Genomic DNA, 21,990 nt, shown 5'->3' on the forward strand with positions numbered 1-21,990 from the left:
AAAATTACTTTACCAGGAGCGAATCCAGTTCTTGGTAATGCTAGACACCTGATCGCGCCAGAGACGGCGTGAAAATGTATGATCGGCTTCAGGCAAGTTCTGTCGCGACACCCGGGAAGAGGCCAGCAGCCGCTGCCAAGGGGACGAGCCGCGAATCAGATCGCAGAACTCCTGGGCGGTCAGGTCGTTGCCGCTAATGATCAAAAGGGTTCTTCCGCCGAAACGGCCAAGTCCATCAAGCATGCGGTCGGGCAGAGTGGCGGAATCACAGGATTCACCCTTGTGGGGTCCGTCCTGTCCATCTTTGTTCGTTCTGCGTCCTGCTGCCGCGCGGGTGATTGTCTGGGTTAAAGAGCGTATGGCCTTGGAGTAATCGAACCTGCCGCTCAACACCTTACCCCAAAATCCTCGAGTAAAGAGGCGGGTAACGTAGTAGTGTTTCAGATAGGCCTTAGCCTCGCCTTGTTCAGTTCTCACCCACGGATTCAACAATACCAGACCCGTGACCCGCGGGTCACGATGTGCGTAGAAAAGTGCAGCCGAAGCGGCGTCGCACAAGCCCCAGATGACCAGCTCATCAATGCCGGGTACCTCCTGCAAAAACCGGTCGATGGCGCAGCGCAGATCATCTTCCACGCGTTCGAAATCCCGCGGATCGCCCTCGCTATCGCCCATTCCTCGGCAATCAAAGCGAAAAACAGGGATGCCGTGCGCTGCGAGGTCGCGCGCTAGCAGCGTGAACTGCCGGTGGCTTCCAACTCGATATTGCGGGCCGCCTACAACCACCAATACGCCCCTGGAACACGTTTGCTCAGGTGCGCTGAGGATTCCATACAGCCAAGCGCCATTACACTCAATGACCAGAGGGCGTTCCTCCACGTTGTTATCAGCACGCAACGGCATTTGCGGTGGCTGAAACAAGCTCAGGACATTCGACGATCTCCTGTGTCGCCCAAAACGGCAAGCACGGCACGAGGTGAAGGAACAGTTCAACTTCACTTTCTTTCCAGGCGTTTACCACTTTTGCTCCGGCCGGGGTCATGGGACGTCCGAGCTCGGCCACGATCTCGAACCAGTGGACCGGGCTGTTCTTCACAGCCAGATCGGCAGCTTTAAGGCCGTCAATTGCAATCGCAAGGTCGGGTGCGAGTTCATAACCCGCTACTTCTAGTGGCTCTCCTGCTTTCAGCCGGTTGCGCAAGGCGCTTGTGCCGCCAGTGTTACTTTGATTACTGCTCAGCATTTCATTAGCCAACCGCAACCGCAGAAACTGGGTCAAGAACGAATCGCCGCTGAGGACGGGTTGCCATAGAAGAATCTGTGCAATTTTTGTGGAGGTGCCCCTGGCGAAATCGAGCGCGAGCAACGCGCCGAGGCGCAGCCCCCACAGACTGATAGGCGCCGCGACACGTTCAGCGAGCCATGCCCTGGCAATCGTCAGGTCCTGCTTCCAGATATCCCAGCGCGCGTCCGAAAAGTCGCCGCTGCTATCCCCGCAGCCGAAAAGGTCTATCTGCAGCACCCCGAATCCCATCGCCGCGAAGGCTCTTGCCTGCAACGCAGCCATTCGCCGGGACTTGTTCATCTCCTCTCCGAAGGGATGAACATAGAGGAACGCTCCCCGACATTCCTTTTCCGCTTGAGGTGCATGGTAGAGGCAGAAACGCCTCCCGCAGTCGGCCTGCAAAAAGAAGGGCTCAGCTGGCGCACTCCGCGGGCCCATTTTCTTCATTCAGCTAATTTCTGCTCAACAAAACCGGTCAGAGTGCCTACTGTTTCAAAAGTTTGCGCGCTGATTTCGTCATCGTCGACCGTGATGCCGAAGTGGTCTTCCAACGCGGTAATTACGTTTACCACGGCCATCGAATCCAGCTCTGGAATATTTCCCAACAAAACAGAGTCCGCCTTAAGCGAATTCTTCCGGTCACCGAGGCTTAGCACGTCGGCGAGTATGTTTGTTACCTCTTGAAGATGCTGCATGATCACTCCATGGTTGTTTTGTCTTTCTCAGCCCGGGAAATATCTCCCAAGCCCTGCGTATTCAGCCGAAACTCCGGAAATGAACCGGAATGCGTGGATAGATGAAAATAAGGAGCCACAGAGGCGAGCGTTATTTGCCATGGCCCCGCGCAGAAGAAGATGGCGCTGCCGAGCGCTGTGGTGCCGAGCCGCGCATGGGCTCCAAGCGAACCCACGTTGAATGCAGATATCCGGCTACAGGTCCATAAAACATCGTGTTCCATCAGGAATCCGTTTGCCGCATCCCATAGGCGGGGAAAAGTGAACCCCAAACGGAAATTTGGTTCCACATAAACGTCGAAATCCCAGGCTGCGCGTTTTTCAGGAAGCGGAATATAGCGAGCGCGTACTTCATCCTCCTGATAACTACCCAGCAGCAGCCACAGGAAGCCGACAAATTGCTCTTCTTTAAAGGCGACAAGACACTTTGCTCCTTGCGCAAACCGCGCCTGAATCGCTGCAGCAGGCCGGGGAAATTGCCGGACAATCTCGTCCTTTTCGTGGATCAACCTGACGTCGATGTTTCGGCCTCTGCGCGGCGGGAGTAAGGGTGTTCGGCTAATGGGCTGCGCGATTAGGTGATATCTATATAACCGCAGTCCACCATTCGACACTGTGACGAAAAATTTGTTGAGTATGAAAAGGCTGACATTGAACCAGCCCCACTGGCGCAGCATTTCATATAACTCATTTTTTCGTTGCGTTATGGAGGCCATTGCTTTCATGAACCGTGTTGACCAGCGCCCGATTTGATGAGGTGCCTGGCGGGGCGGATAGTTTAATCCGAACCGGTGGACTTGCCCAACTGTTGTTGCGCAATGGTTGAATCACGGGCTCTTCTCCCGGATCCATCCTCCTGCCGCCACAGCCGGTTGAGCATCGCGTGTCGCGCTGGGTCTCATAAAAACACGGCATCTTACTATAAGTGTTCAGTAGGATGAGTTTCAAGTAGCTTGCAGCGCCAGGAGAAGCGATTGATTTCGCGGGTGTACCTCGGTCCAATGGGAAAGGTACAAAAAGCCGGTAAGATGATCACAGGAGGAGCAAGGGGACGATATTTACTTTTAAAGGTGTTTCCCTGTACGCTCCACTTATAGTTCATCCGTTTTCTTGAAAGGCGTGCCGCAGGGGGCTCGCCCAACGAGTAAACCGCTATCACGACCTCGAGCGTCGCAACGTTGCTGGAGCGGTCGGGAACGTGGTGGTGTGATGGAAGGGCTATGTCAAGGTTTTAAGAATAACAACCAGACTTGTTACGGAAAAAGCATGAAAAAAATTAATTTTAGCGTCGTGAATGAGAATTTAAACCCTGTTTTTAACAAGAGAAAAATGCGCATATCGCATTTTGCGCTCGCTTCCTTTCTAATGATAGGCTCCTTTCCTGGCTTGGTGACGCAAGCACACGCAAATTCCTTCGAGCGCTTGTCTTCGTTGCTGGCGGCGACGCCCGAAGGCGGGTGGGTCAAGGCGAGCACGAATTTTTTTTGGGATGCGTGGCCGACCGGCACTGATGCGGTGCCGGGCCAATACGGCTGGCCCGGAGCTATTATTCGCGCCTGGAGTTCTTTCGCCTGGGATTCGAGTCGCGGCGACTTGATGCTCTGGGGCGGCGGTCATGCAAATTACACCGGGAATGAAATGTATGTGTGGGATGGCGCCACGGGTGAGTGGGGGCGCGGCTCCCTGCCAAGCCGGACAGATAGTCAAGGTATGGTCGTTGGTGGCACCGCGCCACAATCGGCCCACACCTACGACAACAATATTTATCTCCCCGTCAACGACATGTTCCTGACGTTTGGCGGGGCGGCCAGCGGCACGGGCAGTGTTTTCCGGACGACGGATGGGGGTGAGATAAGACGCGCGGGACCGTATTTGTGGGACCCGACCAAGGCAGACCCGAACAAGGTCGGAGGCACGCTCGATTCTGGCTGGGATACTAGCACTCCACCGCAGAATGGCGACATGTGGATTGATCGCCGCGGACAGTGGACAGGTACCGAAGCGCCCGGTTATATCAACGGAACTACAGCCTATCGCACCGAGAATGGCAAGGACGTGGTCTACCTTACCGCCGACGCGAATGCATCGGGGTTTGCGTCGCTTTACCGCTATACCCTGGGGGACGTAAGAAATGGTGGAAAAGATACGTGGGAGCAGATCGGGGTAGCGCGCAACACGGCGGGATACCAGGGCGCCGCCACTATTGATACTGATCATAACCTTTACATCAAAACAGCCTCTATCACCGGTCCCTATACCTCCGATCTGACAATCTGGGACCTGGACAAGGCAAACCCGAGCAATCCATGGGCAAACCAGGATATCGGGATCAACCTGGTCAACAAGGACGGTAGCGACTTTCAAATCCACTCGTGGTACGGCATCGCGTATGACTCGAACAATGACAGGATCGTTCTTTGGGATGGCAATCCCAGCGGTTCGGTGTGGTCGGCATACGTTCGCACCGACGCGAATGGCGATATAGGCTCCAACACTACCTGGACTGTTTCGGAAATCGCCAGCTCGACCTCAGCTCACCCCCATGGCAGCTTTATTACCGGCGTTCTCGGCAAGTGGCAGTATGATAGTACCCTCGGTGCGTTTGTTGCTCTGGACGAGTTTTCCCGGACCCCGAGTGGATCAGCATGGGACACCGGTGTCTGGCTGTACAAGCCCATAGGCGCGTCAGCGGCACCGCTACCTATACCTGAACCAGAAACATATGCCATGTTCCTCGCCGGTCTCGCTGTGATGGGATGGATCGCTCGTCGGCGCGGAGTAAGGTTGTCTTAATGGCATTAGCGGCTGGGCGAGGGGAACCTGCGGCTGGAAGCGGAGAGAATCAGGGCTCGGTTTTCTCCGCCCCTTAGTAATTTTTACGACTCCACTTTTTTAGAATCGCTCAACGCCTCGTCTCGCGTGCCGGGAGTCGTAACCGGACTGGACGGGTCAAATTGTCAGTCCGGCCGGCCTAAACGGGTTATTACTGCCACCGGCTTCGTTCGGCACAAACGCCCGCTTTCATCCCTCGCAGTTCTTTTCACTAAGGGGCCGGGAGTCTGAGGCATCAGCTCCTGCGCAACGGCTGTGGCGGGCCAAATCCTTCAGCTCCCGCGAAGCCCTACGGACGCGATTGCCTCAAGCTATTGCAGTTCTCGACGATAAGTAATAAGTATTGAGTGGAAGTCTGAAGCCGCGTGTCGGTTTATCGAGCTCATGCGATGCTCAGGCAGCGAGGCGCTCTGCCATGGCGAGACGACTGGAACAGGGTGTTATGCTATATTAGCGCACTCATGCTGCTAGGCTACTCTCCCGATCGAACACCGTCAGTCAAGCGTGTTATTTATTAGGGCCGGCACCGTAAGTTGGTCCCATCCTGATGCCCTGGTCGAGGTGCGAAGCAAATGAGCGGCCTGCGTCCCGGTAAGCTCGCGCCCGCTAACTACTCCGCACGCCCGAAACATGAGAACAGAACCCCTTCAGTAAGCCGCCATCGCCGTCGCCTTAAAAATACAGAGCAACGTACTAAAGACTAAGTATATGGTGCAGACCCACATGGCGACCTCGAAGGCAGTAATTATTTTGCCGACATATAACGAGCGGGACAACATCGGCAGGATGATCGACGCGCTTCAGGACCAGTCACTAGGGCCCGGTAATGAGTTGCACATTCTCATAGTTGACGACAGCTCACCCGACGGCACGGCGGATCTCGTGCGGATGAAGCAGGCAACCTATCCAAACGTCCATCTTCTGTTGGGACAGAAGGCCGGACTGGGTGCGGCTTACATTCGCGGCATGGTTCACGCAATGGATCAGCTCCATGCGGACGTCGTGTTCGAGATGGACGCCGATTTCTCTCACAAGCCTGAGGATGTTCCCCGGTTAATGGCCGCCATCGATCAGGGAGCGGATTTCGTAATTGGCAGTCGCTACGTAAAGGGCGGGTCGATTCCTAAGGAATGGGGACTCATGCGTCGCTTGAATTCCCTCGGCGGCAATATGGTCGGACGCTACATTGCAGGGCTGTATAGGATTCATGATTGCACGGCCGGGTTCAGGGCGATCAAAACCTCTTTGTTAAGAAAAGTTGAATTAGATGAACTCGGCGTGCAAGGTTATGCTTTCCAGGTGGCGCTGCTTCATGAGGCCGTCTCGCTGGGGGCAAAAATCGAGGAAGTCCCCGTGGATTTTATTGACCGCACCGCGGGAGAATCCAAGCTGGGCATTTCGGACATAATCGAGTTTATCGTCAATGCTTGGTCGATACGTCTCCAAAGTTCGAAGACATTCATCAAGTTCGCCGTCGTAGGGCTGTCGGGGGTCATTGTCAATCTCGGCATATTTACCTTGCTCCTTCAAGCGAACGTTAACAAATACATTGCCTCGCCCATCTCGATCGAGGTATCGATCATTACCAATTTCCTCCTCAACAATTACTGGACGTTCCGTACGCGCAAATCTTACGAGCGCGTGAGGATAAAAGGTCTGAAGTTCAATGCCGTATCGCTCGTGTCCCTGGGTGTGAGCTACACTACTTTTGTAATCCTGTCGGTGCTCTTCCCGGAAACCGCGCCGACGGTTCATCAGCTCATTGGGATAGCCCCGGCAATGCTCATCAACTATTTCCTGAACTCTTACTGGACGTTCAAGCATGCTCCCGAGTCCAAGGGTTGATACGGCGGCCGGTGGCGACGCTATACGCGCGCAACAGCTTCAGGCTGCCTGATTTCGCTGCCCAACGGTGACAAAGAGCTTTCGCTGACTGGATCAAGGGAGAACGCGGCAGGTTCATTCAACACATCTGGTTGAAAAGCGGGGGCCGGGGCAAAGGATGTGAAATCGAGTGGAACCGGAACACGGTCCTCTTCAACCCGTCGAGTGCCAGCCAGTTAAAAAAGTGCACGATTATCGCGGTCGCAATGCCGTTGACCATGCGAAGCGCCAAGCTGCAGAGCATAAGATTGCGGTGGCCGAACCGTTAAGACCGTTAAGTGGGTTTCGATGTTCATCTTTTGAGCCTCGATTCGTTGCCCATACTTTGTGGAAGTATCCATGCGTATCCTTCACATTCTGGACCATTCCATTCCGTTACACAGCGGCTACACTTTCCGCACGCTTTCCATTTTGAAGGAGCAGCGCGCCCTGGGATGGGAGACCTTTCACCTCACCAGTTCCAAGCAGAAAAATTGCAACGCGGCGGAAGAGGTTGTGGATGGTTGGCATTTCTATCGCACTCCAGCAGCGACCGGCCTGCGGTCACGTCTCCCGGTTCTGAACCAGCTTGCCGTGATGGATGGGCTGACGCACCGGTTGATTGAAGCGGTGAAGATCGTCAAGCCCGATATCCTTCACGCCCATTCTCCGGTACTGAATGCAATACCTGCATTGCGTGTGGGCCGCCTAATGAGCATCCCGGTAGTGTATGAAGTCCGGGCGTTCTGGGAAGATGCGGCGGTAGATCACGGTACCAGCCGCGAATGGGGCCCTCGCTACCGCCTTACCCGCGGTCTCGAGACTTATGCGCTGACCCAGGTCGACGCGATTACCACTATTTGCCAAGGGCTGCGGGGAGACATCGTTGCGCGCGGCATTGCGGCGGAGAAGGTTACGGTCATTCCCAATGCCGTGAATATCGAGAATTTCAGCGTCGGCAATCCTGCCGATACGCAACTCGCGCAGGACCTCGGCCTTGAAGGCAAGGCGGTGCTCGGTTTTATCGGCTCTTTTTATGCTTACGAGGGCTTGAGCCTGCTGCTCCAGGCCTTGCCGAGCATGCTGTCGGGCAACGCCGACGTCCGTGTTCTCCTTGTCGGCGGCGGACCGGAGGAGCGCGGGTTAAAGGCCCTTGCGTCGCAACTGAACGTGGAGGACAAAGTTATCTTCGTAGGACGCGTTCCCCATGACCAGGTACAGCGATACTACAATTTGATCGATGTGCTCGTTTATCCGCGCCTGCGGATGCGGCTCACCGATCTCGTCACGCCGCTCAAGCCGCTGGAAGCAATGGCGCAGGGGCGGCTGATTGTTGCATCGGATGTCGGCGGTCATCAGGAATTGATTCAGGACAACAAGACGGGCATCCTTTTCAAGGCGGACGATGCCGACGCCCTATCGTTCAAAGTGCTTCAGCTGCTGGCGCAACCTGATGTTTGGCCAGCCCTACGCGGCGCGGCCAGAAGCTTCGTTGAAACGCAGCGCACCTGGGGAGGCAGCGTTGCGCGCTACCAAGGTGTCTACCGCGCGGCGCTTCACAGGGATACGCAGGAATGAGCGTACCCGGTGCGCGCATTGGCTTGGTCGGTCCACTGCCCCCGCCTTCCGGCGGCATGGCGAACCAGACGCTGCAGTTGTCGAACCTGCTGCGCGAGGAAGGCTTCAAGGTGGATCTCATCCAGGTGAACCGACCTTACCGTCCGGGCTGGGTCGCCCGGCTAAAGGGGGTGAGAGCAGTGTTTCGGCTCGTGCCTTATATTGCTCATCTGTGGGCATCCGCTGGGCGGGTTCAGCTGTTTCATATAATGGCCAATTCCGGCTGGTCCTGGCATCTCTTTGCTGCGCCAGCCATCTGGATCGCGAAGCTGAGAGGCATACCAGTGATCGTCAATTACCGCGGCGGCGAGGCGGATGTGTTCTTCGACAGAGATTTTTCGTCAGTAAGGCCCAGCTTGAGTCGTGCCGACGCCATCATCGTCCCATCCGGCTTTCTCGATGCCGTCTTCGCAAAGCGCGGCTTTCCGACGCGCATCGTGCCCAACATTATCGATCTCAGCCGTTTTCAGGCTGAAGCGCGGCCTTATGCCCTGGGACCGAGGGAATCCCCGCACCTTATCGTTACCCGCAACCTGGAACTTATCTACGACAACGCCACCGCCTTACGGGCGTTCAGCATCGTTCGCCACGCCTACCCCGCGGCGCGGCTGACCCTGGCCGGTACGGGACCGGAGCGGTCCGCTCTGGAAAAACTCGCGGCAGGGCTGGGGGTAGCGGATGCGGTGGTATTTTCCGGCCGGGTGGACAATGAGCGCATGGCCGCGCTCTACCGCAGCGCGGATCTGATGCTCAACCCGAGCCTGGCCGATAACATGCCGATTTCAGTACTGGAAGCGCTCGCCAGTGGCGTGCCGGTAGTAACGACGAATGTTGGCGGCGTGCCCTATCTTGTCGAGCACGAGAAAACGGCTTTGCTCGTGCCGCCGAAAAACCCGGAAGCCATGGCCGAGGCGGTTCTGTTGCTGCTGAACGACCCAGTCAGGGCTGAAGAAATACGGCAGGCAGGCATAGACTCGGTACGGCAGTATGCATGGCCGAATGTGCGTGCGCGGTTGTTGCATGTCTACGAACAGCTCCTGGCCAAGACCAGTCGTTCCATGGCGGATGTCCAATGAGTTCCGGTTCGTTAAAAACGGATTTTTATACGACCCTCGTATCCGGCGTTTTCTTTCCGCTGCATGAACTCATCAAAAAGCACGACACTGTTGCGATCCGCAAGGAAATGGAGACCTCGCAGTGGTGGGACGAAAGTCGGCTGGAGCAGTTGCGCCTGTCGAGATTGCGGCGGCTGCTCGCGTCGGCCGAGGCGCGCGTACCCTATTACCGCAATCTCTTCGCCAATATTGGCTTCAAGGTTGAGGAGGTGGCCTCGCTGGCGGACCTCGCAAGGCTACCCCTGCTCGACAAATCCGCAATTCGCGCCAATAGCGATGCGCTCAAGGCGGAAAACGCTACCGACCTTGCGCGCTTCAATACGGGCGGATCAAGCGGCGAACCACTGGTATTTTATATCGGCAAGGAGCGGGTCAGCCATGATGTCGCCGCCAAGTGGCGGGCGACCCGGTGGTGGAACGTGGATATTGGCGACCCTGAGGTCGTGATCTGGGGCTCGCCCATCGAGCTTGGCGCGCAGGATGGCTTGCGTGCTCTTCGCGACCGTATGCTCAGGACGCGGTTGTTGCCCGCTTTCGAGATGTCGGAAAAAAAGCTCGACCAATTCCTGGATGAGATAAGCACAGTGCGCCCGAAGATGCTCTTTGGTTACCCGTCGGCACTATCCCATATTGCCCGGCATGCCGAGGCGCGGAGACGGCGAATGGATGACCTCGGCATTCGAGTTGCCTTTGTCACCTCCGAGCGGCTCTACGATGAGCAGCGCCAGCAGATCAGCAAAACCTTCGGATGCAGAGTGGCAAACGGCTATGGCGGCCGGGATGCAGGCTTCATTGCCCACGAGTGTCCTCAAGGGGGGATGCACATCACCGCCGAGGATATCGTCGTCGAGATCGTCGATCAGCAGGGCGTACCGTTACCGGGCGGCGAGGCCGGCGAAATTGTCATTACCCATCTGGCAACCGCAGCTTTCCCCTTCATTCGCTACCGCACCGGCGATGTTGGCGTGCTGGATAACAAAACCTGCAGTTGCGGAAGAGGACTCCCCCTGCTCAGGGAAATCCAGGGCCGCAGCACCGATTTCCTGGTGGCAAAAAATGGAACCGTCATGCATGGCCTGGCCCTGATATATATCCTGCGCGATCTGCCCCAGATCAAAAATTTCAAAATCATGCAGGAAAGCGTAGACCTGACATGCGTGTCGGTTGTTTCAGACGTGGGACTCGACGGGGAGTTGGTCGGCAAAATTGTGCAGGGTTTCAAGGCAAGACTGGGACAGGAAGTGGAAATCCGTGTCGAAGAGGTGAAGGACATCCCCTCCGAAAAATCGGGCAAATTTCGCTATGTTGTAAGCAAGGTGGCGCCTGTTGGAAAATAGCGTGTCGGAAGCTAGCATGAGATTCCCGTGAGCGCGCAGATGTTCTCCGTTAAATAAATGGAAGCCTTGCTCGTAAACCAGTAATATTTCCAGACGCATAGGACCCACGAGGGGTTCTTGTTGGGCGGTCGGTTGTAGTCGCAGGATGACCCGCAAGTTTCTTAATAATTTTCGGAGGTTGGAACTGGGAGAGTGATAGGCTCCTTACGAGTTCAGCCTTTGGCAGGTGGAACAATCATGCTGAGGTATTAAATGAGTGATGAGCAAAACACACCTTCGACCCCATCAACGTTCTATTACGAAGAAGGACGTGACGAAATGGCCGATTATGTCCCCACATCGATTAAACGCCTCCTCGACGTAGGGTGCGCGCGGGGCAAGTTCGGCATGAATTTGCTAAGGGACAACAGTGACTTGGAGATCTGGGGCGTAGAACCCTTCGAAGATGCAGCCAGGGTCGCACAGGAGCGGCTCGCAAGAGTCATTAATACAACCGTGGAAGATTCGCTCACCTGCCTGCCTGAGGGATATTTCGATTGCGCCGTTTTCAATGATTCGCTTGAACATCTGGCTGATCCATGGACGGTGCTAGGCCAGCTCAGAGCTAAATTGGCACCGGGAGCAACGGTCGTCGCTTCCATTCCGAATCTCCGGTACTTCCACGTAATAAAACAATTATTGCAGGAAGCCGATTTTGAATACGCGCCATATGGAGTTCTGGACAAGACCCATTTGCGTTTCTTTACCAAGAAAAGCATGCAACGGCTTTTTACCGAGAGTGGCTATCGGATTGAACGTATAGAGGGCATTAAGCCCGCTGCGTTTCCCTGGAAATTCGGCGTGATGAACCTGCTGTCTGGGAATGCTTTTGAAGATGCACGCTACGAACGTTTTGCCCTCGTGGCGAGCCCTTCTTAGCTCGACCGTATTTGCTCGATCTACTTGATTGAGCAGGTCGGCGATTTATTTCTTGCAATCAGCAGAGTTAAGTTGGAGAAAACAACAACCCGCCGCGCCCTTCTCCACTGCATTGCTTCCTCACGAGCGACCCCGCCAGCGCCTGAGTATGCCTTGCAGCCGAACTGGCAACGAAGACGGGGGTTCCACGACACGATCCCAGGTGCGATGGTCCGTGTCTTTCACTGGGTGCCATAGCATATCTGGCTCGGGTCCGGGCTCGGACATGGGGGGACGAAAGACAAACGTTCCTGGAGTTAGCGATTTGTCCAGCCAGTTGTTGCGGTAATAGCAGTTTTCCCTGCCGGGCGGCACAAACTCACCGTCCCCGCCGATGTCTTCTATCCGTAGTCCTCGATACGCCAGCACCGTAGGAACAACGCACTCCGAATGCCCGGCCCATCCGTGCTCCCGGTACTCATGTGATAAGGTCTCCAGGGCGGCGCGGGAGAGGCGCACGACCGGATTGAAAGAGCGTAGCCATTGCTGCTCGGGCAGCACGAGCCCGTCCGGCAGCTCTAGCGATTTCCACAGCGGCCAATCCGGGATCCGGTCATGGCGTGCGATACTGGTGCTGAGCATATCAGCTGTATTGCCCGAGAATTTTTGAAAGAAATTTCTCCAATCGCCCGAGTACACGACGTCGTATTCCAGGTACCAGTAGTTGTCGTAGCCCGGCAGGCGATGGAAAGCGCTGAGAAGCATCCCATCCTCGTTGCCGGGTATTTTGTCGGGAAAATAACGACAAGGGCGCTTGTACCGGGGCCAATCGCGGCTGCCATGCCCCAGCGCCGGTCCGGCGAGGCGGGACGCTTCCGCGTCGTTCAACCGGGTTTCGTCGTAATAGAAGAAGACGTCGTGACCTTCCGGCACCTCGGCGCGCAGCTTCCGCAGCCGGGCGAGTACCGTCTCCCCCATAAGGTGGCTGCTGAACAGCACGGCATTACGCTTCATGATGTAAACGGTTCGCCCGAAGTGTTGCGCTCAATTCTGCTGTACAAGCAAATGCTCAACCAGCGGATTACTTGCATCCAGCTCGTCATCCGACTTGTAAAAACGCATCTGGGATTCGGATGGCAGAAGAAACTCGTGTTCCTTGGCTGTGGCGCGCCAGCCGTGAGATCCTGCTATTTCCTTCGGGTCAAAAGCTTTCTTCACATATTTCTGTATCGCGTGTTCAAGGCTCAGCACGATGTAATGTTTGAGCTTGAAATCTACCGGATAAGGCTTGATCCCCTCGAATTGAATCACATGTCCGCCGGTATCGCGCAAGTTTACGGATGGAACGCCCCAGCGGCGGTTGTGCACCAGCTCGCTCAAAAATTTCCTCGCGCCTGGCCAGCGGCGCGGCTGTTTTTTCCAGGCGTTCAACCGGTGAGGGTGGCGTTGGGCAAAAGGGTAATACCAACGCATCGTTTTCTGGAATTCGGCGTTATCGTGCTCTGGAAACTCACGCACCGGTAAAAATGTGTACTCCATGAAGTTGACGGCGTTGTAGCCCTTCTGGTCCACTTCCTGAAGCGCTTCAGCCAGGGTCTGCGTCGAGTTTGGTGCAATTCTGATCTCATCCGGGTCGGCATGCATCAGCCAGTCGGCTTCTATCTCGTCGGCGAGTTGCTCTTTGCGCATCAGTATCTTCTGCCACTGATACATCCCATGCCGAGGGATGCGCTCGATCCCGATCACATTGCGGTCAAGGTATTCTCGCGCGATGGCGAGTGTGTCATCGGTGGAGTCGTTGTCCAGTAGATAGACATCTATACCTTGGTGAAAATAATGCTCAAGGCAGGCGCGGATAAATCGCTGTTCGTTGTAACTCGCTAGTATCGCGACGATTTTCATAACTGGTGAGGTTCAGGTGCTGCTAGGCGGATGGTTCTGGCTCGCAGCAGCCACGGAGATGAGGGTGCGTCCTTATAGTTTCCTGATCTTAAGTCTAAGCCTAGTCAGATAACGGAAAGCAATATAGTTACTGAAGGCATAGCCCTAAATTATAATATCGTCCCAACCAGGCATTTGGACGCTCAGGTAAACATCCGATAAAGAGAGGGGAATTTGAGCCGTTAATGCAATACGGCACGGTTCCGGTCGCTTTATTTTTGTAGTACGTGGTAAAAGGCTGACGAGCTATTTTTAAGACCCGTGCCAGCGGCAACAGTTTAGCAGAGTTCTCGAACGTATCAGAGTCATTGCCGGCTTGTGACTGCTTGGAGAAGATAACGGGCCGGATTGACTTATTACGTCCCGAGATGACCCGTGTCGGCGGCCTTCCACGTCCATTTCCCTTCTCGGAACCGCGAAGTTGCTCCATTGCGTTGAGGCTGGGTCACCGCTAATATGACGACGCAATGTAAAATTCCGCGAACCTTAGCATCTCGGATCTGGCGGCAGCCGCCTGTTCCGTGCGTTCAAGACAACCAATAGCTGGTTCATGCTCGTGTAGTCTATCAACTCTCTTAATACGCGTTCCTATAACGGTCGGTATAGCCCCTATCGGTGATCTATAGAGACATAGAGATTTCAACATGCAAACAAACGACAATAACGATTCGGAACGCAGGTTGGCGCGATTAATCGCGTTTTATTTGCCTCAGTTTCACCCTATTCCTGAAAATGATTTATGGTGGGGAAAGGGCTTCACCGAGTGGACCAATGTGGCAAAAGCCACGCCAATGTTCCCCGGCCATTATCAGCCTCACGTTCCGGCGGATTTGGGATTCTACGATTTGCGCGTGCCCGAAACACGGGTGGCTCAGGCAGATATGGCTCGGAAGTATGGAGTTGAAGCGTTTTGCTACTATCACTACTGGTTTGCGGGTCGGAGGATTCTGGAACGCCCGTTCAATGAAGTATTGAAATCCCGGCAACCCGATTTTCCTTTCTGCCTGTGCTGGGCAAACCAGACCTGGACTGGCATATGGCACGGCAGTCCCAACAAAGTATTAATCGAGCAGACGTACCCGGGAATGGGCGACCATCAGGCACATTTTTACTCGCTGTTGCCGGCGTTTACTGATAGTCGTTACCTGACGTTGGATGGAAAGCCGGTTTTCCTGCTATACAACCCCAAGGAAATACCGGATTTGGAGCGTGTGGCGGACTATTGGCGCGAAATGGCGTTGAAGGAAGGGTTGAAGGGATTGCACCTCATCGGCGTGGGCAAGGACCCGGCCTATCCTCAGAAGCATAACCTGGATGCTTCGGTAAGCCCGTATCTGCCTTCCATCGAAGATTCTTGGTATAGCTGGCGTCAGCCCGTGAAGAAACTGAAATTGTTCTACCGGAATGCAAAGGGCAGGCCAGCCATATTCAAGTATGGGGACGTGGTGCAGGACTTCATTCGCGAAGTGGAGCCCGGCATAAAAAACTATCCCTGCCTTGTGCCGAATTGGGACAATAGCCCGAGAAGCGGAAAAAACGCTTTGGTGCTGGATGAGGCTACTCCTGAGCTGTTTCGCATCCAGGCGAAAAAAGCGCTGCAGGTCACCGAGGGTATTCCGCTCGAGCACAGGCTTATTTTCATCAAGGCGTGGAACGAATGGGCAGAGGGAAACTATCTTGAACCCGACCTGAAATTCGGAATGTCTTACCTTGAAGTTGTCAAAGACGAGTATTGCCGTGAGGAGAAACGGACGTCCCCGGTTATTTCCCCGAAGGCGGAATGATCAGGAGGACTGGCGTTAAGTAATGCGGTTAGTTAAACGACGCGGAGAGACGCTTGATATTTGGTGACGTGATAAAGACTTAATAATCAATAGGATCCGCTATTGCGGAGTAAAGACTGGTGCGTTGTTGACCCACGGAAAGATTCTCGTTGCCGTCATTGAGTTGGTCCCCCGGTCGCGCGCGCGCGGCGCCATGTCTTTACCTGCTTTAGCACCAGCGAAAGTTCGTCGCGTAGCGGCGTTTTTAGCCTCCAGACCGCTCCCACCCACATCAGCCCGGTAACCAGAACCAATGCAATAAAGTTTGGGATGAAAGCGAGTGCCGTGTTACCCCAGGTCATAACGACCACAAGAGGTGGCGCCACGGTCAGCACCGTCACGAGAATATTCTTGCGGTAGATTCGGGTAAATGACGCAAATGGGATTTGCAGGAGCCGTTGCCCAACGATTTGATAAATACATACTTGAACAACACCGACGGTAGCCACAGCCGCTGCCACCCAGATCAGGCCGTGCCGTGCAGCAAACAACACTGCGACAACAGTAAGCATCTGGATACTTGCCATAATTCGAAAAGACGTGCGGATCTTTCCGGAGGAAATCAGCATCTGGTCCACCAACATGGTGGTATAGGTCAGGATGGCATACGCACAGAGAATACGCAGGACGGGCACCGACTCCAGCCACTTTATGCCGAACAGTATATGTATCACCGGCTCGGCCAGGACAGCGAGTGTGGCAAAGAAAGGCCATGCCACCGCGGTGATGCACGACACGAGGAAAAGATATTGGTCGCTGTCTATCTTCCCGTCGCGGTGCTGTTTGGAAAAATGCGGCAGGATAACCCCCCACAGGCCTTCCGTGAAGGCCTTGCCGAAGATGTTGATCGTTCCCACCGCCCGGCTGTAGAGCCCCACAGCGCCCATATCCAGCACTTTTCCCAATATCCAGTCGGGCGCGGTCTGGCCTGCGTGAATGATGATTTCGCTCGACCCGGCGTAGCGGCAAAAGGCGAAAACGTGAGGAATCTCGCGCAGGCCGGGGAGCAGCAGTACGCCCTTCGGGCGGAACAGGAGCGTAAAGATCACGCTGGTCAGCGTGCCGGCAATCGCGCTCCATACCAGACTGCGATATCCTTCGCCCGCCAGAGCGGCAGTGATGCCCGTTGCCGCGGACGCAATCGCGCTGGCGACCTGGATGATCATAGTATGTTGAAAGCGCATTTCGCGCCGGAGATAGGCGAAGGTGATCGCACCCACGGGCACCAGCAGGAAGTTGATGCACAACAAGCCGATTACCTCGCGCACTGCCTCGCTCTCGTAAAAATTCCCGATCGGAGTTCGAGTAAAATAAAGAATCAGCGCGATACTCCAGCCGAACAGCAGATTGAGGGTAAAGGCAGCCCGGATTCTGTCCGTTGTTAAATCCTTCTCCTGGACAATGTAGTTGTTGATCCCGAATTCCCTGAGAAGGTGGCCTAGCCCGACGAATACGGATGCGACCGTGTAAATGCCGATGTCCTCTGGAGTGAGCAGGCGGGCCAGTATGATGGTCGTTACGAAGTGTATGACGAGCGTCAGGTATTTGTTCAGGTAGGAATAAGCGAGCGATACTCTAAAACTGGCCACGGCCAATGTTCTTCATTTTGTTGGTAGAGGTAGGGATTACGGCTTTTCCGTCCCGTTGCTTAGCCGCGGGGCATCGCGGGGAACGGGGGGAAACGCGATTATAGCGTTGACTTGTGACTAATTCAGTGTTGAGTATATAGTGATTTCTACCTTCACCTTTCAGAGAAAAGAAGCCTTTTAGCATGGCTGAACCCAAACCCACCGTCTCAGTCATCATCCCATCCTATAACTGCGAGGCTTATATTGCCGAGACAATCGGCAGCGTTCTCGACCAGACGTTCGGCGACCTGGAGCTCATTGTCGTCGATGACGGCTCGACCGACCGGACGCGTGACATCGTTCTGTCGTATGGGGCGCCAGTCCGGCTGCTCTGCCAGAAAAACGCAGGTGTATGCGCGGCGCGAAACTATGGCATACGCGAGGCCAGGGGTGAGTACCTCTGTCTGATGGATCATGATGATTACTGGTTTCCCGATAAGCTTGCGTTACAGCTGGAACAGATGCAACGGCACCCGGACGTCGGTCTGGTTTACAGCTCGTTCATCTGGTGGCATCCTGGCGAAGACGGAGTCTTCCCCGATCACAACAGCTTTGATCAGGCCGCGTTTTCCGAGGGCATTGACGAGCGATTCTCCGGCTGGATCTACCACGAGCTTCTGCTCGATTGCTGGGTACTGACCAGCGCTGCCTTGATCCGCGCGGAAGTATTTGGCAAATGCGGGATGTACGATGAGTCTCTCCCTTACAGCGAAGACTGGGACCTCTGGTTGCGTATTTCTCAGGAATACCCGTTTATCAAGCTGAAAAGGCCACTTACCCTTTATCGCCAGCACCCCCGCCAGGGAAACCGTGTGCCCAGAAGCATAGACTACAGAACCGAGCTGCTTGCGAAAGCCGCGGCGAAATGGGGGCTTTGCAGCCGTGACGGCCGCTGCGTCGCCAAGCGCCAATTCAACCAGAATATTGCCCGCTACCATTCAGAATACGGCCTTCACAACCTCTCGGCTGGCAACCTGAAGACGGCTAACCGGGCTTTTTTGAAAGCCTGGTCAATGTACCCCCTCAACTGGAAAAGCCTTGCATTTATCCCCGCCGCGCTGCTGGGATGGAGGCCGAAGTGGTAACCGGGGCATTGCAAAGGCTTGAACGGCGCGAATCGCCGACCGAAACACCATCAGAAGCAAGCGTATTCAATACTTCCTTAGTATTTTTTCGATCAGCCAAGCTGGTTTGACCATCAACCAGCTCCACGATTTATAAATGCGGAAAAATTTGAGCCGGTAATCGGCGCGCTCCTGATTGAGGTAGCGGATCTGCTCCACCAGTTCCACGCTCCAGTTTTCCCGATACGCGGCGAAATCTGCTGCGATGCGGTCAACGGCCGCGTAGTGAATCTCATGCCCGGCAGCCGCTTCGCGAAATATCCGGTGCAGCTCATAGGCCATCAATGGCAACCCTTCTTGTGGGGGTTCGAGCTTGTCGGCTTTGTGGTGGCGAAGGCCGGGAGATACGAACTCCTCTATTTTTTCCTTTGCTTCACCTACCGGAACCGGAAAAACGAGATTGGCTTCCTGCTCTATCTTTGATAATACCCCGACGGGGTCTGTTACAACCTGGTCGAAATCGATGAATACTCTCGGCAGCCCGCGTGAATAACGCTCAGCCGCCAATGAATGAATCAGCCACAGCACCAGCGCTTTTTCCCTTGAGAAATGATCCCGTTTCTGTAGCGATCCCGTGACTTCGAACGGGTTCCGATTCATGCAGATGTAGGTGACCTTGATTTGCAGGGTTCCAAAAATCGGAAACCATGCAGGTAATAAACGGCACATGCGCGGATCTTTGAGTGCCCAGACAGGTGCATTCTTGAAATCGCGTTCGATCAGATGGATTAACCGGTTGGAGAACGATTTGACGATGTCAGTCTCCCACCATTTTTCGCCCAAGGTTTCGTCCCAGGGCAGAAGGTCGTCCCATTGGGAATTCAGGTGTAGCAGTAACTCATCGTGGGTGTCGACAATATCTTCATGTTCCCAAAACCCTTTTTCGTTGACCCCTTTCTGCGGCGCATACAGGCTTCTTCCCATTTTTACGTCTACCTGGCTGAGCAGACCTGCGAGTAGCGAAGTTCCACTCCGGTGCATCCCCAGGATGATCAGTGCATTATTCTCTTTCACGCACGCTCCGCGTATTTTTATCGATTCTTGGTAGATCAGCAGAGGCCCCCCCGCGATAGACGGGTTCGAGGGCGCGCTTCAGCGCAAGAGCGCTTACTGTGGGCGTTATATTCAGGAGTGGCACGAAAGAGTCCGCGCTAAACTTCATTCCCCGGTCCAAAGGTCTCCGCAGCTGAGGCAGCCGGGTAATCTTCAGTGGGAGAATCTGCCGGCTCGTCAAAGGATGTACGGTTTGCATCGCGTCGTCTTGGCCATTAGTCCAATTGTGTCTATTCGGTCCTGCTGCCATAATTCATTTTGCCCGGTCTCGGTGAGGCCTCATCCCCGGAACAAACTCAAGATTCCACCCTTCATGCTAAACTTTTGCTCTCCCCCTCTACTCCTAACGCAGTCTTATCCATTTTCTCCCCTGGCGAAGTCCAAGAGTGTAACCATCTCCAATGGTGATGTTAAGGAGCTGATCATTGATGGATCAAAGATCGCATCTTCCGGCCGTTAGGTGCATCGAGGCAAGTATGGCTTTCGGCGTAATATGAATAGCAGTAACAATACAGTCTGGCATCGGGCGACAATAACTCGTACGCATCGTGAGCGGTTGAACACCCATCACGCTCTGGTGCTATGGTTTACCGGTTTTTCAGGTTCGGGTAAGTCAACCTTGGCGCACGCGGTGGAAGACAGGCTCTATCACATGAACTGCCGTACGTTCGTGCTGGATGGCGACAATGTCCGACAGGGTCTTTGTTCCGATCTTGGTTTTTCCGTCCAGGACAGATCGGAAAATATTCGCCGCATCGGGGAGGCCGCCAAGTTGCTGGTTGAATCGGGCGTGATCGCGATGACCGCGTTCATCTCCCCCTTCCGCACCGACCGTCAGCGTGCCCGTGGCATCTTTCCTCATGGCGACTTTATCGAGATCTTCTGCGACGCGAGCCTGGATGTGTGTGAGCAGCGCGATGTGAAGGGCCTTTACCGACGTGCCCGTGCTGGGGAAGTAAAAGAGTTTACCGGCATTTCCTCGCCTTACGAAGCTCCGCTCAATCCGGAATTGTCGATTCCTACGGGCGAGTGGCCGATCGAGGACTGCGTGGACCGGGTCATCGACTACCTCCGGCAGCGCAACGTGTTTAGCGGGGAAAGTGATGGGGGATAGAGGGATCTCACTTGACTTGTTCCGCAGGGCGTGAGGTTGTGGTAAAAATCGCGATGTTGCGTGTGCCAAAGGCTAATATAATCGCCCGGCTCATGGTCAGGATCAGGGTCGGGAGGGTCGGGCGCTATTCTTCGTTTAGGGCGTCCCTCTTGAATGCCGTCGATCTCACATCGCTTTCATCACTTAATGGATTACACGGTTTAAAGGAGCTTGTAAGCTAAAGCGAAGCATGAGAGATATTCTCGTTACCATTATCGTTTTCGCCTTGCTGCCTCGCATCTTCAAGAGGCCTTACTTCGGGGTGATGATGTGGGTGTGGATCAGCGTCATGAACCCGCACACCCAGGGGTGGGGGTTCGCGGCCACGTTCCCGTTTGCCGCCATCATCGGTGGCGTGACGATAATCAGCCTTCTTTTAACCAGGGATCCAAAAAACCTGCCACTTACTCCAGTGACCTGGACGCTTATCGTTTTCGTGCTGTGGATGAATGTGACGACGGCCACGGCTCTGATGCCGGAAGAGTCGTTGATCCAGTGGAACAAAGTCATGAAAATCATGCTGATGACTTTCGTGACTCTCATGCTGGTAAAAACCAAGGAGCAGGTCCATCTCTTAATCCTCGTTATAGTGGGGTCGCTCGGATACTATGGTGTCAAGGGTGGCCTCTTCACGGTCCTTACCGGGGGCACGGATTTGGTCTGGGGACCGGCTAGCACATTCATTGAAGGGAACAATGAAATCGCGCTCGCGCTGATCATGACCATTCCGCTTTTGCATTATCTGCAAATGGTTTACACGGATAAACGAGTGCGATTCGCCCTAACAGTTGCCATATTGCTATGTGCAGTCGCCGCCCTGGGATCGTACTCTCGCGGGGCGCTATTGGCGATTATGGCGATGGGCGGATTCCTCTGGCTCAAGGGCCAGCACAAGCTCCGCATTGCATTGCTCGCAATGGTCGGTATTCTGCCCGCGGTTGCGTTCATGCCAGAGGAATGGTCGGCCAGAATGGATTCGATCAACACGTACGAGGTGGATGAGTCGGTCCAGGGACGGTTCAACGCGTGGTGGATGGCCTACAACCTGGCTAAAGAGCGCCCGTTTACAGGTGGGGGATTTGAAATCATCACCGAAGATTTGTTTTTTCTCTACGCTCCCAATCCGGAAGATATGCATGCTGCCCACAGCGTCTACTTCCAAGCGCTGGGGGAACATGGTTTTGTTGGCCTGGGGCTCTACCTGTTGCTGGGATGGTTGACCTGGAGGACGGGGTCGTGGATTATTCGCAACACGGCCAAGCGAAAAGAACTGCATTGGGCGTTTGCGCTGGCGAAAATGATCCAGGTTAGCCTGATCGGTTTCGCTGTTGGCGGAACCTTTCTAAGCCTGCTCTATTTCGATGTGCCTTACTACCTCATGGCGGCAATGGTCATCACCCGGGTTCTGGTTGAAAAGGAACTGAAGAAACAGGCTACTGCGGTTGTCGATAATAAAGGGCCGGGGTCCGCACGTCAGTTCGGGCAGCTGGGCACACCCCAATCCCAGCCCGTAGCACGGGATTCGGGCTAGCGGCATGACTGTCCGGTTGGATTGGCCGGGACTGTTGAAACCCCGACAGCCCCCGGC

General features: G+C 54.9%; 18 protein-coding genes. 10 read left to right on the top strand and 8 right to left on the bottom strand.

Annotation, left to right across the window (positions count from 1 at the left end; all coding sequences use genetic code 11):
- Positions 1-9 precede the first annotated feature (9 nt).
- From BM022_RS01650 to BM022_RS01665, 4 genes are read right to left on the bottom strand one after another with little or no spacing between them, the layout of a single operon-like run.
- Positions 10-903 carry a hydrolase 1, exosortase A system-associated gene (locus BM022_RS01650; protein WP_091136233.1) on the bottom strand — a complete coding sequence of 298 codons (894 nt, stop codon included), beginning with the start codon at positions 901-903 and terminating at the stop codon, positions 10-12.
- Positions 887-1,732, bottom strand: coding sequence for a hydrolase 2, exosortase A system-associated (locus BM022_RS01655; protein WP_218146809.1), 846 nt, complete (start codon positions 1,730-1,732; stop codon positions 887-889). Before BM022_RS01655 ends, BM022_RS01650 begins: the two co-directional genes overlap by 17 nt.
- Positions 1,729-1,980: an acyl carrier protein gene (locus tag BM022_RS01660; protein WP_091136236.1), complete on the bottom strand. Its 252-nt coding sequence runs from the start codon at positions 1,978-1,980 to the stop codon at positions 1,729-1,731. Before BM022_RS01660 ends, BM022_RS01655 begins: the two co-directional genes overlap by 4 nt.
- Positions 1,981-1,982: 2 nt before the next feature.
- Entirely contained in the window at positions 1,983-2,735 is a 753-nt protein-coding gene (locus BM022_RS01665) for a GNAT family N-acetyltransferase (protein ID WP_143079503.1), read from the bottom strand.
- Between the two features lie 550 nt (positions 2,736-3,285).
- On the opposite strand from BM022_RS01665, the gene BM022_RS01670 reads away from it, so the two are divergent.
- The 6 genes from BM022_RS01670 (at position 3,286) to BM022_RS01695 (ending at position 11,701) form a co-directional block, all read left to right on the top strand.
- The gene (locus tag BM022_RS01670; RefSeq protein WP_091136240.1) at positions 3,286-4,812 is read left to right on the top strand and encodes a PEP-CTERM sorting domain-containing protein; all 1,527 of its coding nucleotides are present in this window, start codon (positions 3,286-3,288) and stop codon (positions 4,810-4,812) included.
- 762 nt (positions 4,813-5,574) lie between these two features.
- Positions 5,575-6,696, top strand: a complete 1,122-nt coding sequence (locus BM022_RS01675) for a glycosyltransferase (RefSeq protein WP_091136241.1) — start codon at positions 5,575-5,577, stop codon at positions 6,694-6,696.
- Positions 6,697-7,074: 378 nt separating this feature from the next.
- On the top strand, positions 7,075-8,292 hold the full coding sequence (locus BM022_RS01680; RefSeq protein WP_091136244.1) for a TIGR04063 family PEP-CTERM/XrtA system glycosyltransferase: 1,218 nt from the start codon (positions 7,075-7,077) through the stop codon (positions 8,290-8,292).
- Positions 8,289-9,407 (top strand): glycosyltransferase family 4 protein, encoded by a 1,119-nt coding sequence (locus BM022_RS01685; RefSeq protein WP_091136246.1) that lies wholly within the window; start codon positions 8,289-8,291, stop codon positions 9,405-9,407. The genes BM022_RS01680 and BM022_RS01685 overlap by 4 nt, the downstream gene beginning before the upstream one ends.
- Positions 9,404-10,783, top strand: a complete 1,380-nt coding sequence (locus BM022_RS01690; RefSeq protein ID WP_091136248.1) for a phenylacetate--CoA ligase family protein — start codon at positions 9,404-9,406, stop codon at positions 10,781-10,783. Before BM022_RS01685 ends, BM022_RS01690 begins: the two co-directional genes overlap by 4 nt.
- 252 nt (positions 10,784-11,035) lie before the next feature.
- Positions 11,036-11,701, top strand: a complete 666-nt coding sequence (locus tag BM022_RS01695) for a class I SAM-dependent methyltransferase (RefSeq protein ID WP_091136250.1) — start codon at positions 11,036-11,038, stop codon at positions 11,699-11,701.
- A 120-nt stretch (positions 11,702-11,821) separates the two neighbouring features.
- On the opposite strand, the gene BM022_RS01700 is transcribed toward BM022_RS01695, so the two are convergent.
- Both BM022_RS01700 and BM022_RS01705 read right to left on the bottom strand, forming a co-directional pair.
- Entirely contained in the window at positions 11,822-12,694 is an 873-nt protein-coding gene (locus tag BM022_RS01700; protein ID WP_091136253.1) for a hypothetical protein, read from the bottom strand.
- Positions 12,695-12,724: 30 nt separating this feature from the next.
- Positions 12,725-13,582, bottom strand: a complete 858-nt coding sequence (locus BM022_RS01705) for a glycosyltransferase family 2 protein (protein WP_091136256.1) — start codon at positions 13,580-13,582, stop codon at positions 12,725-12,727.
- Positions 13,583-14,265: 683 nt separating this feature from the next.
- On the opposite strand from BM022_RS01705, the gene BM022_RS01710 reads away from it, so the two are divergent.
- Positions 14,266-15,405 carry a glycosyltransferase WbsX family protein gene (locus BM022_RS01710; protein WP_091136259.1) on the top strand — a complete coding sequence of 380 codons (1,140 nt, stop codon included), beginning with the start codon at positions 14,266-14,268 and terminating at the stop codon, positions 15,403-15,405.
- Positions 15,406-15,560: 155 nt separating this feature from the next.
- On the opposite strand, the gene BM022_RS01715 is transcribed toward BM022_RS01710, so the two are convergent.
- Positions 15,561-17,033 carry an oligosaccharide flippase family protein gene (locus tag BM022_RS01715; RefSeq protein ID WP_177191598.1) on the bottom strand — a complete coding sequence of 491 codons (1,473 nt, stop codon included), beginning with the start codon at positions 17,031-17,033 and terminating at the stop codon, positions 15,561-15,563.
- A 182-nt stretch (positions 17,034-17,215) separates the two neighbouring features.
- Between BM022_RS01715 and BM022_RS01720 the strand changes: the two genes are divergently transcribed.
- Positions 17,216-18,157: a glycosyltransferase family 2 protein gene (locus BM022_RS01720; protein WP_091136263.1), complete on the top strand. Its 942-nt coding sequence runs from the start codon at positions 17,216-17,218 to the stop codon at positions 18,155-18,157.
- A gap of 66 nt (positions 18,158-18,223) precedes the next feature.
- Here BM022_RS01720 and BM022_RS01725 read toward each other — a convergent pair whose 3' ends face one another.
- Complete coding sequence (locus tag BM022_RS01725) at positions 18,224-19,210, bottom strand: sulfotransferase family protein (protein WP_091136266.1); 987 nt, start codon at positions 19,208-19,210, stop codon at positions 18,224-18,226.
- 532 nt (positions 19,211-19,742) lie between these two features.
- Between BM022_RS01725 and cysC the strand changes: the two genes are divergently transcribed.
- Positions 19,743-20,363 (top strand): adenylyl-sulfate kinase, encoded by a 621-nt coding sequence (gene cysC / locus BM022_RS01730; RefSeq protein ID WP_091136267.1) that lies wholly within the window; start codon positions 19,743-19,745, stop codon positions 20,361-20,363.
- Between the two features lie 229 nt (positions 20,364-20,592).
- Positions 20,593-21,933 carry a putative O-glycosylation ligase, exosortase A system-associated gene (locus BM022_RS01735; protein WP_091136270.1) on the top strand — a complete coding sequence of 447 codons (1,341 nt, stop codon included), beginning with the start codon at positions 20,593-20,595 and terminating at the stop codon, positions 21,931-21,933.
- Positions 21,934-21,990: the final 57 nt, after the last annotated feature.

Origin of the sequence: Nitrosospira sp. Nsp14, assembly GCF_900113575.1 — a bacterium.
Classification (GTDB): Bacteria; Pseudomonadota; Gammaproteobacteria; order Burkholderiales; family Nitrosomonadaceae; genus Nitrosospira.

Coding starts and splice junctions, on each gene's coding strand:
- BM022_RS01650 (WP_091136233.1), bottom strand. CDS start 903: ATGCCGTTGCGTGCTGATAACAACGTGGAGGAACGCCCTCTGGTCATT.
- BM022_RS01655 (WP_218146809.1), bottom strand. CDS start 1,732: ATGAAGAAAATGGGCCCGCGGAGTGCGCCAGCTGAGCCCTTCTTTTTG.
- BM022_RS01660 (WP_091136236.1), bottom strand. CDS start 1,980: ATGCAGCATCTTCAAGAGGTAACAAACATACTCGCCGACGTGCTAAGC.
- BM022_RS01665 (WP_143079503.1), bottom strand. CDS start 2,735: ATGGCCTCCATAACGCAACGAAAAAATGAGTTATATGAAATGCTGCGC.
- BM022_RS01670 (WP_091136240.1), top strand. CDS start 3,286: ATGAAAAAAATTAATTTTAGCGTCGTGAATGAGAATTTAAACCCTGTT.
- BM022_RS01675 (WP_091136241.1), top strand. CDS start 5,575: ATGGCGACCTCGAAGGCAGTAATTATTTTGCCGACATATAACGAGCGG.
- BM022_RS01680 (WP_091136244.1), top strand. CDS start 7,075: ATGCGTATCCTTCACATTCTGGACCATTCCATTCCGTTACACAGCGGC.
- BM022_RS01685 (WP_091136246.1), top strand. CDS start 8,289: ATGAGCGTACCCGGTGCGCGCATTGGCTTGGTCGGTCCACTGCCCCCG.
- BM022_RS01690 (WP_091136248.1), top strand. CDS start 9,404: ATGAGTTCCGGTTCGTTAAAAACGGATTTTTATACGACCCTCGTATCC.
- BM022_RS01695 (WP_091136250.1), top strand. CDS start 11,036: ATGAGTGATGAGCAAAACACACCTTCGACCCCATCAACGTTCTATTAC.
- BM022_RS01700 (WP_091136253.1), bottom strand. CDS start 12,694: ATGAAGCGTAATGCCGTGCTGTTCAGCAGCCACCTTATGGGGGAGACG.
- BM022_RS01705 (WP_091136256.1), bottom strand. CDS start 13,582: ATGAAAATCGTCGCGATACTAGCGAGTTACAACGAACAGCGATTTATC.
- BM022_RS01710 (WP_091136259.1), top strand. CDS start 14,266: ATGCAAACAAACGACAATAACGATTCGGAACGCAGGTTGGCGCGATTA.
- BM022_RS01720 (WP_091136263.1), top strand. CDS start 17,216: ATGGCTGAACCCAAACCCACCGTCTCAGTCATCATCCCATCCTATAAC.
- cysC (WP_091136267.1), top strand. CDS start 19,743: ATGAATAGCAGTAACAATACAGTCTGGCATCGGGCGACAATAACTCGT.
- BM022_RS01735 (WP_091136270.1), top strand. CDS start 20,593: ATGAGAGATATTCTCGTTACCATTATCGTTTTCGCCTTGCTGCCTCGC.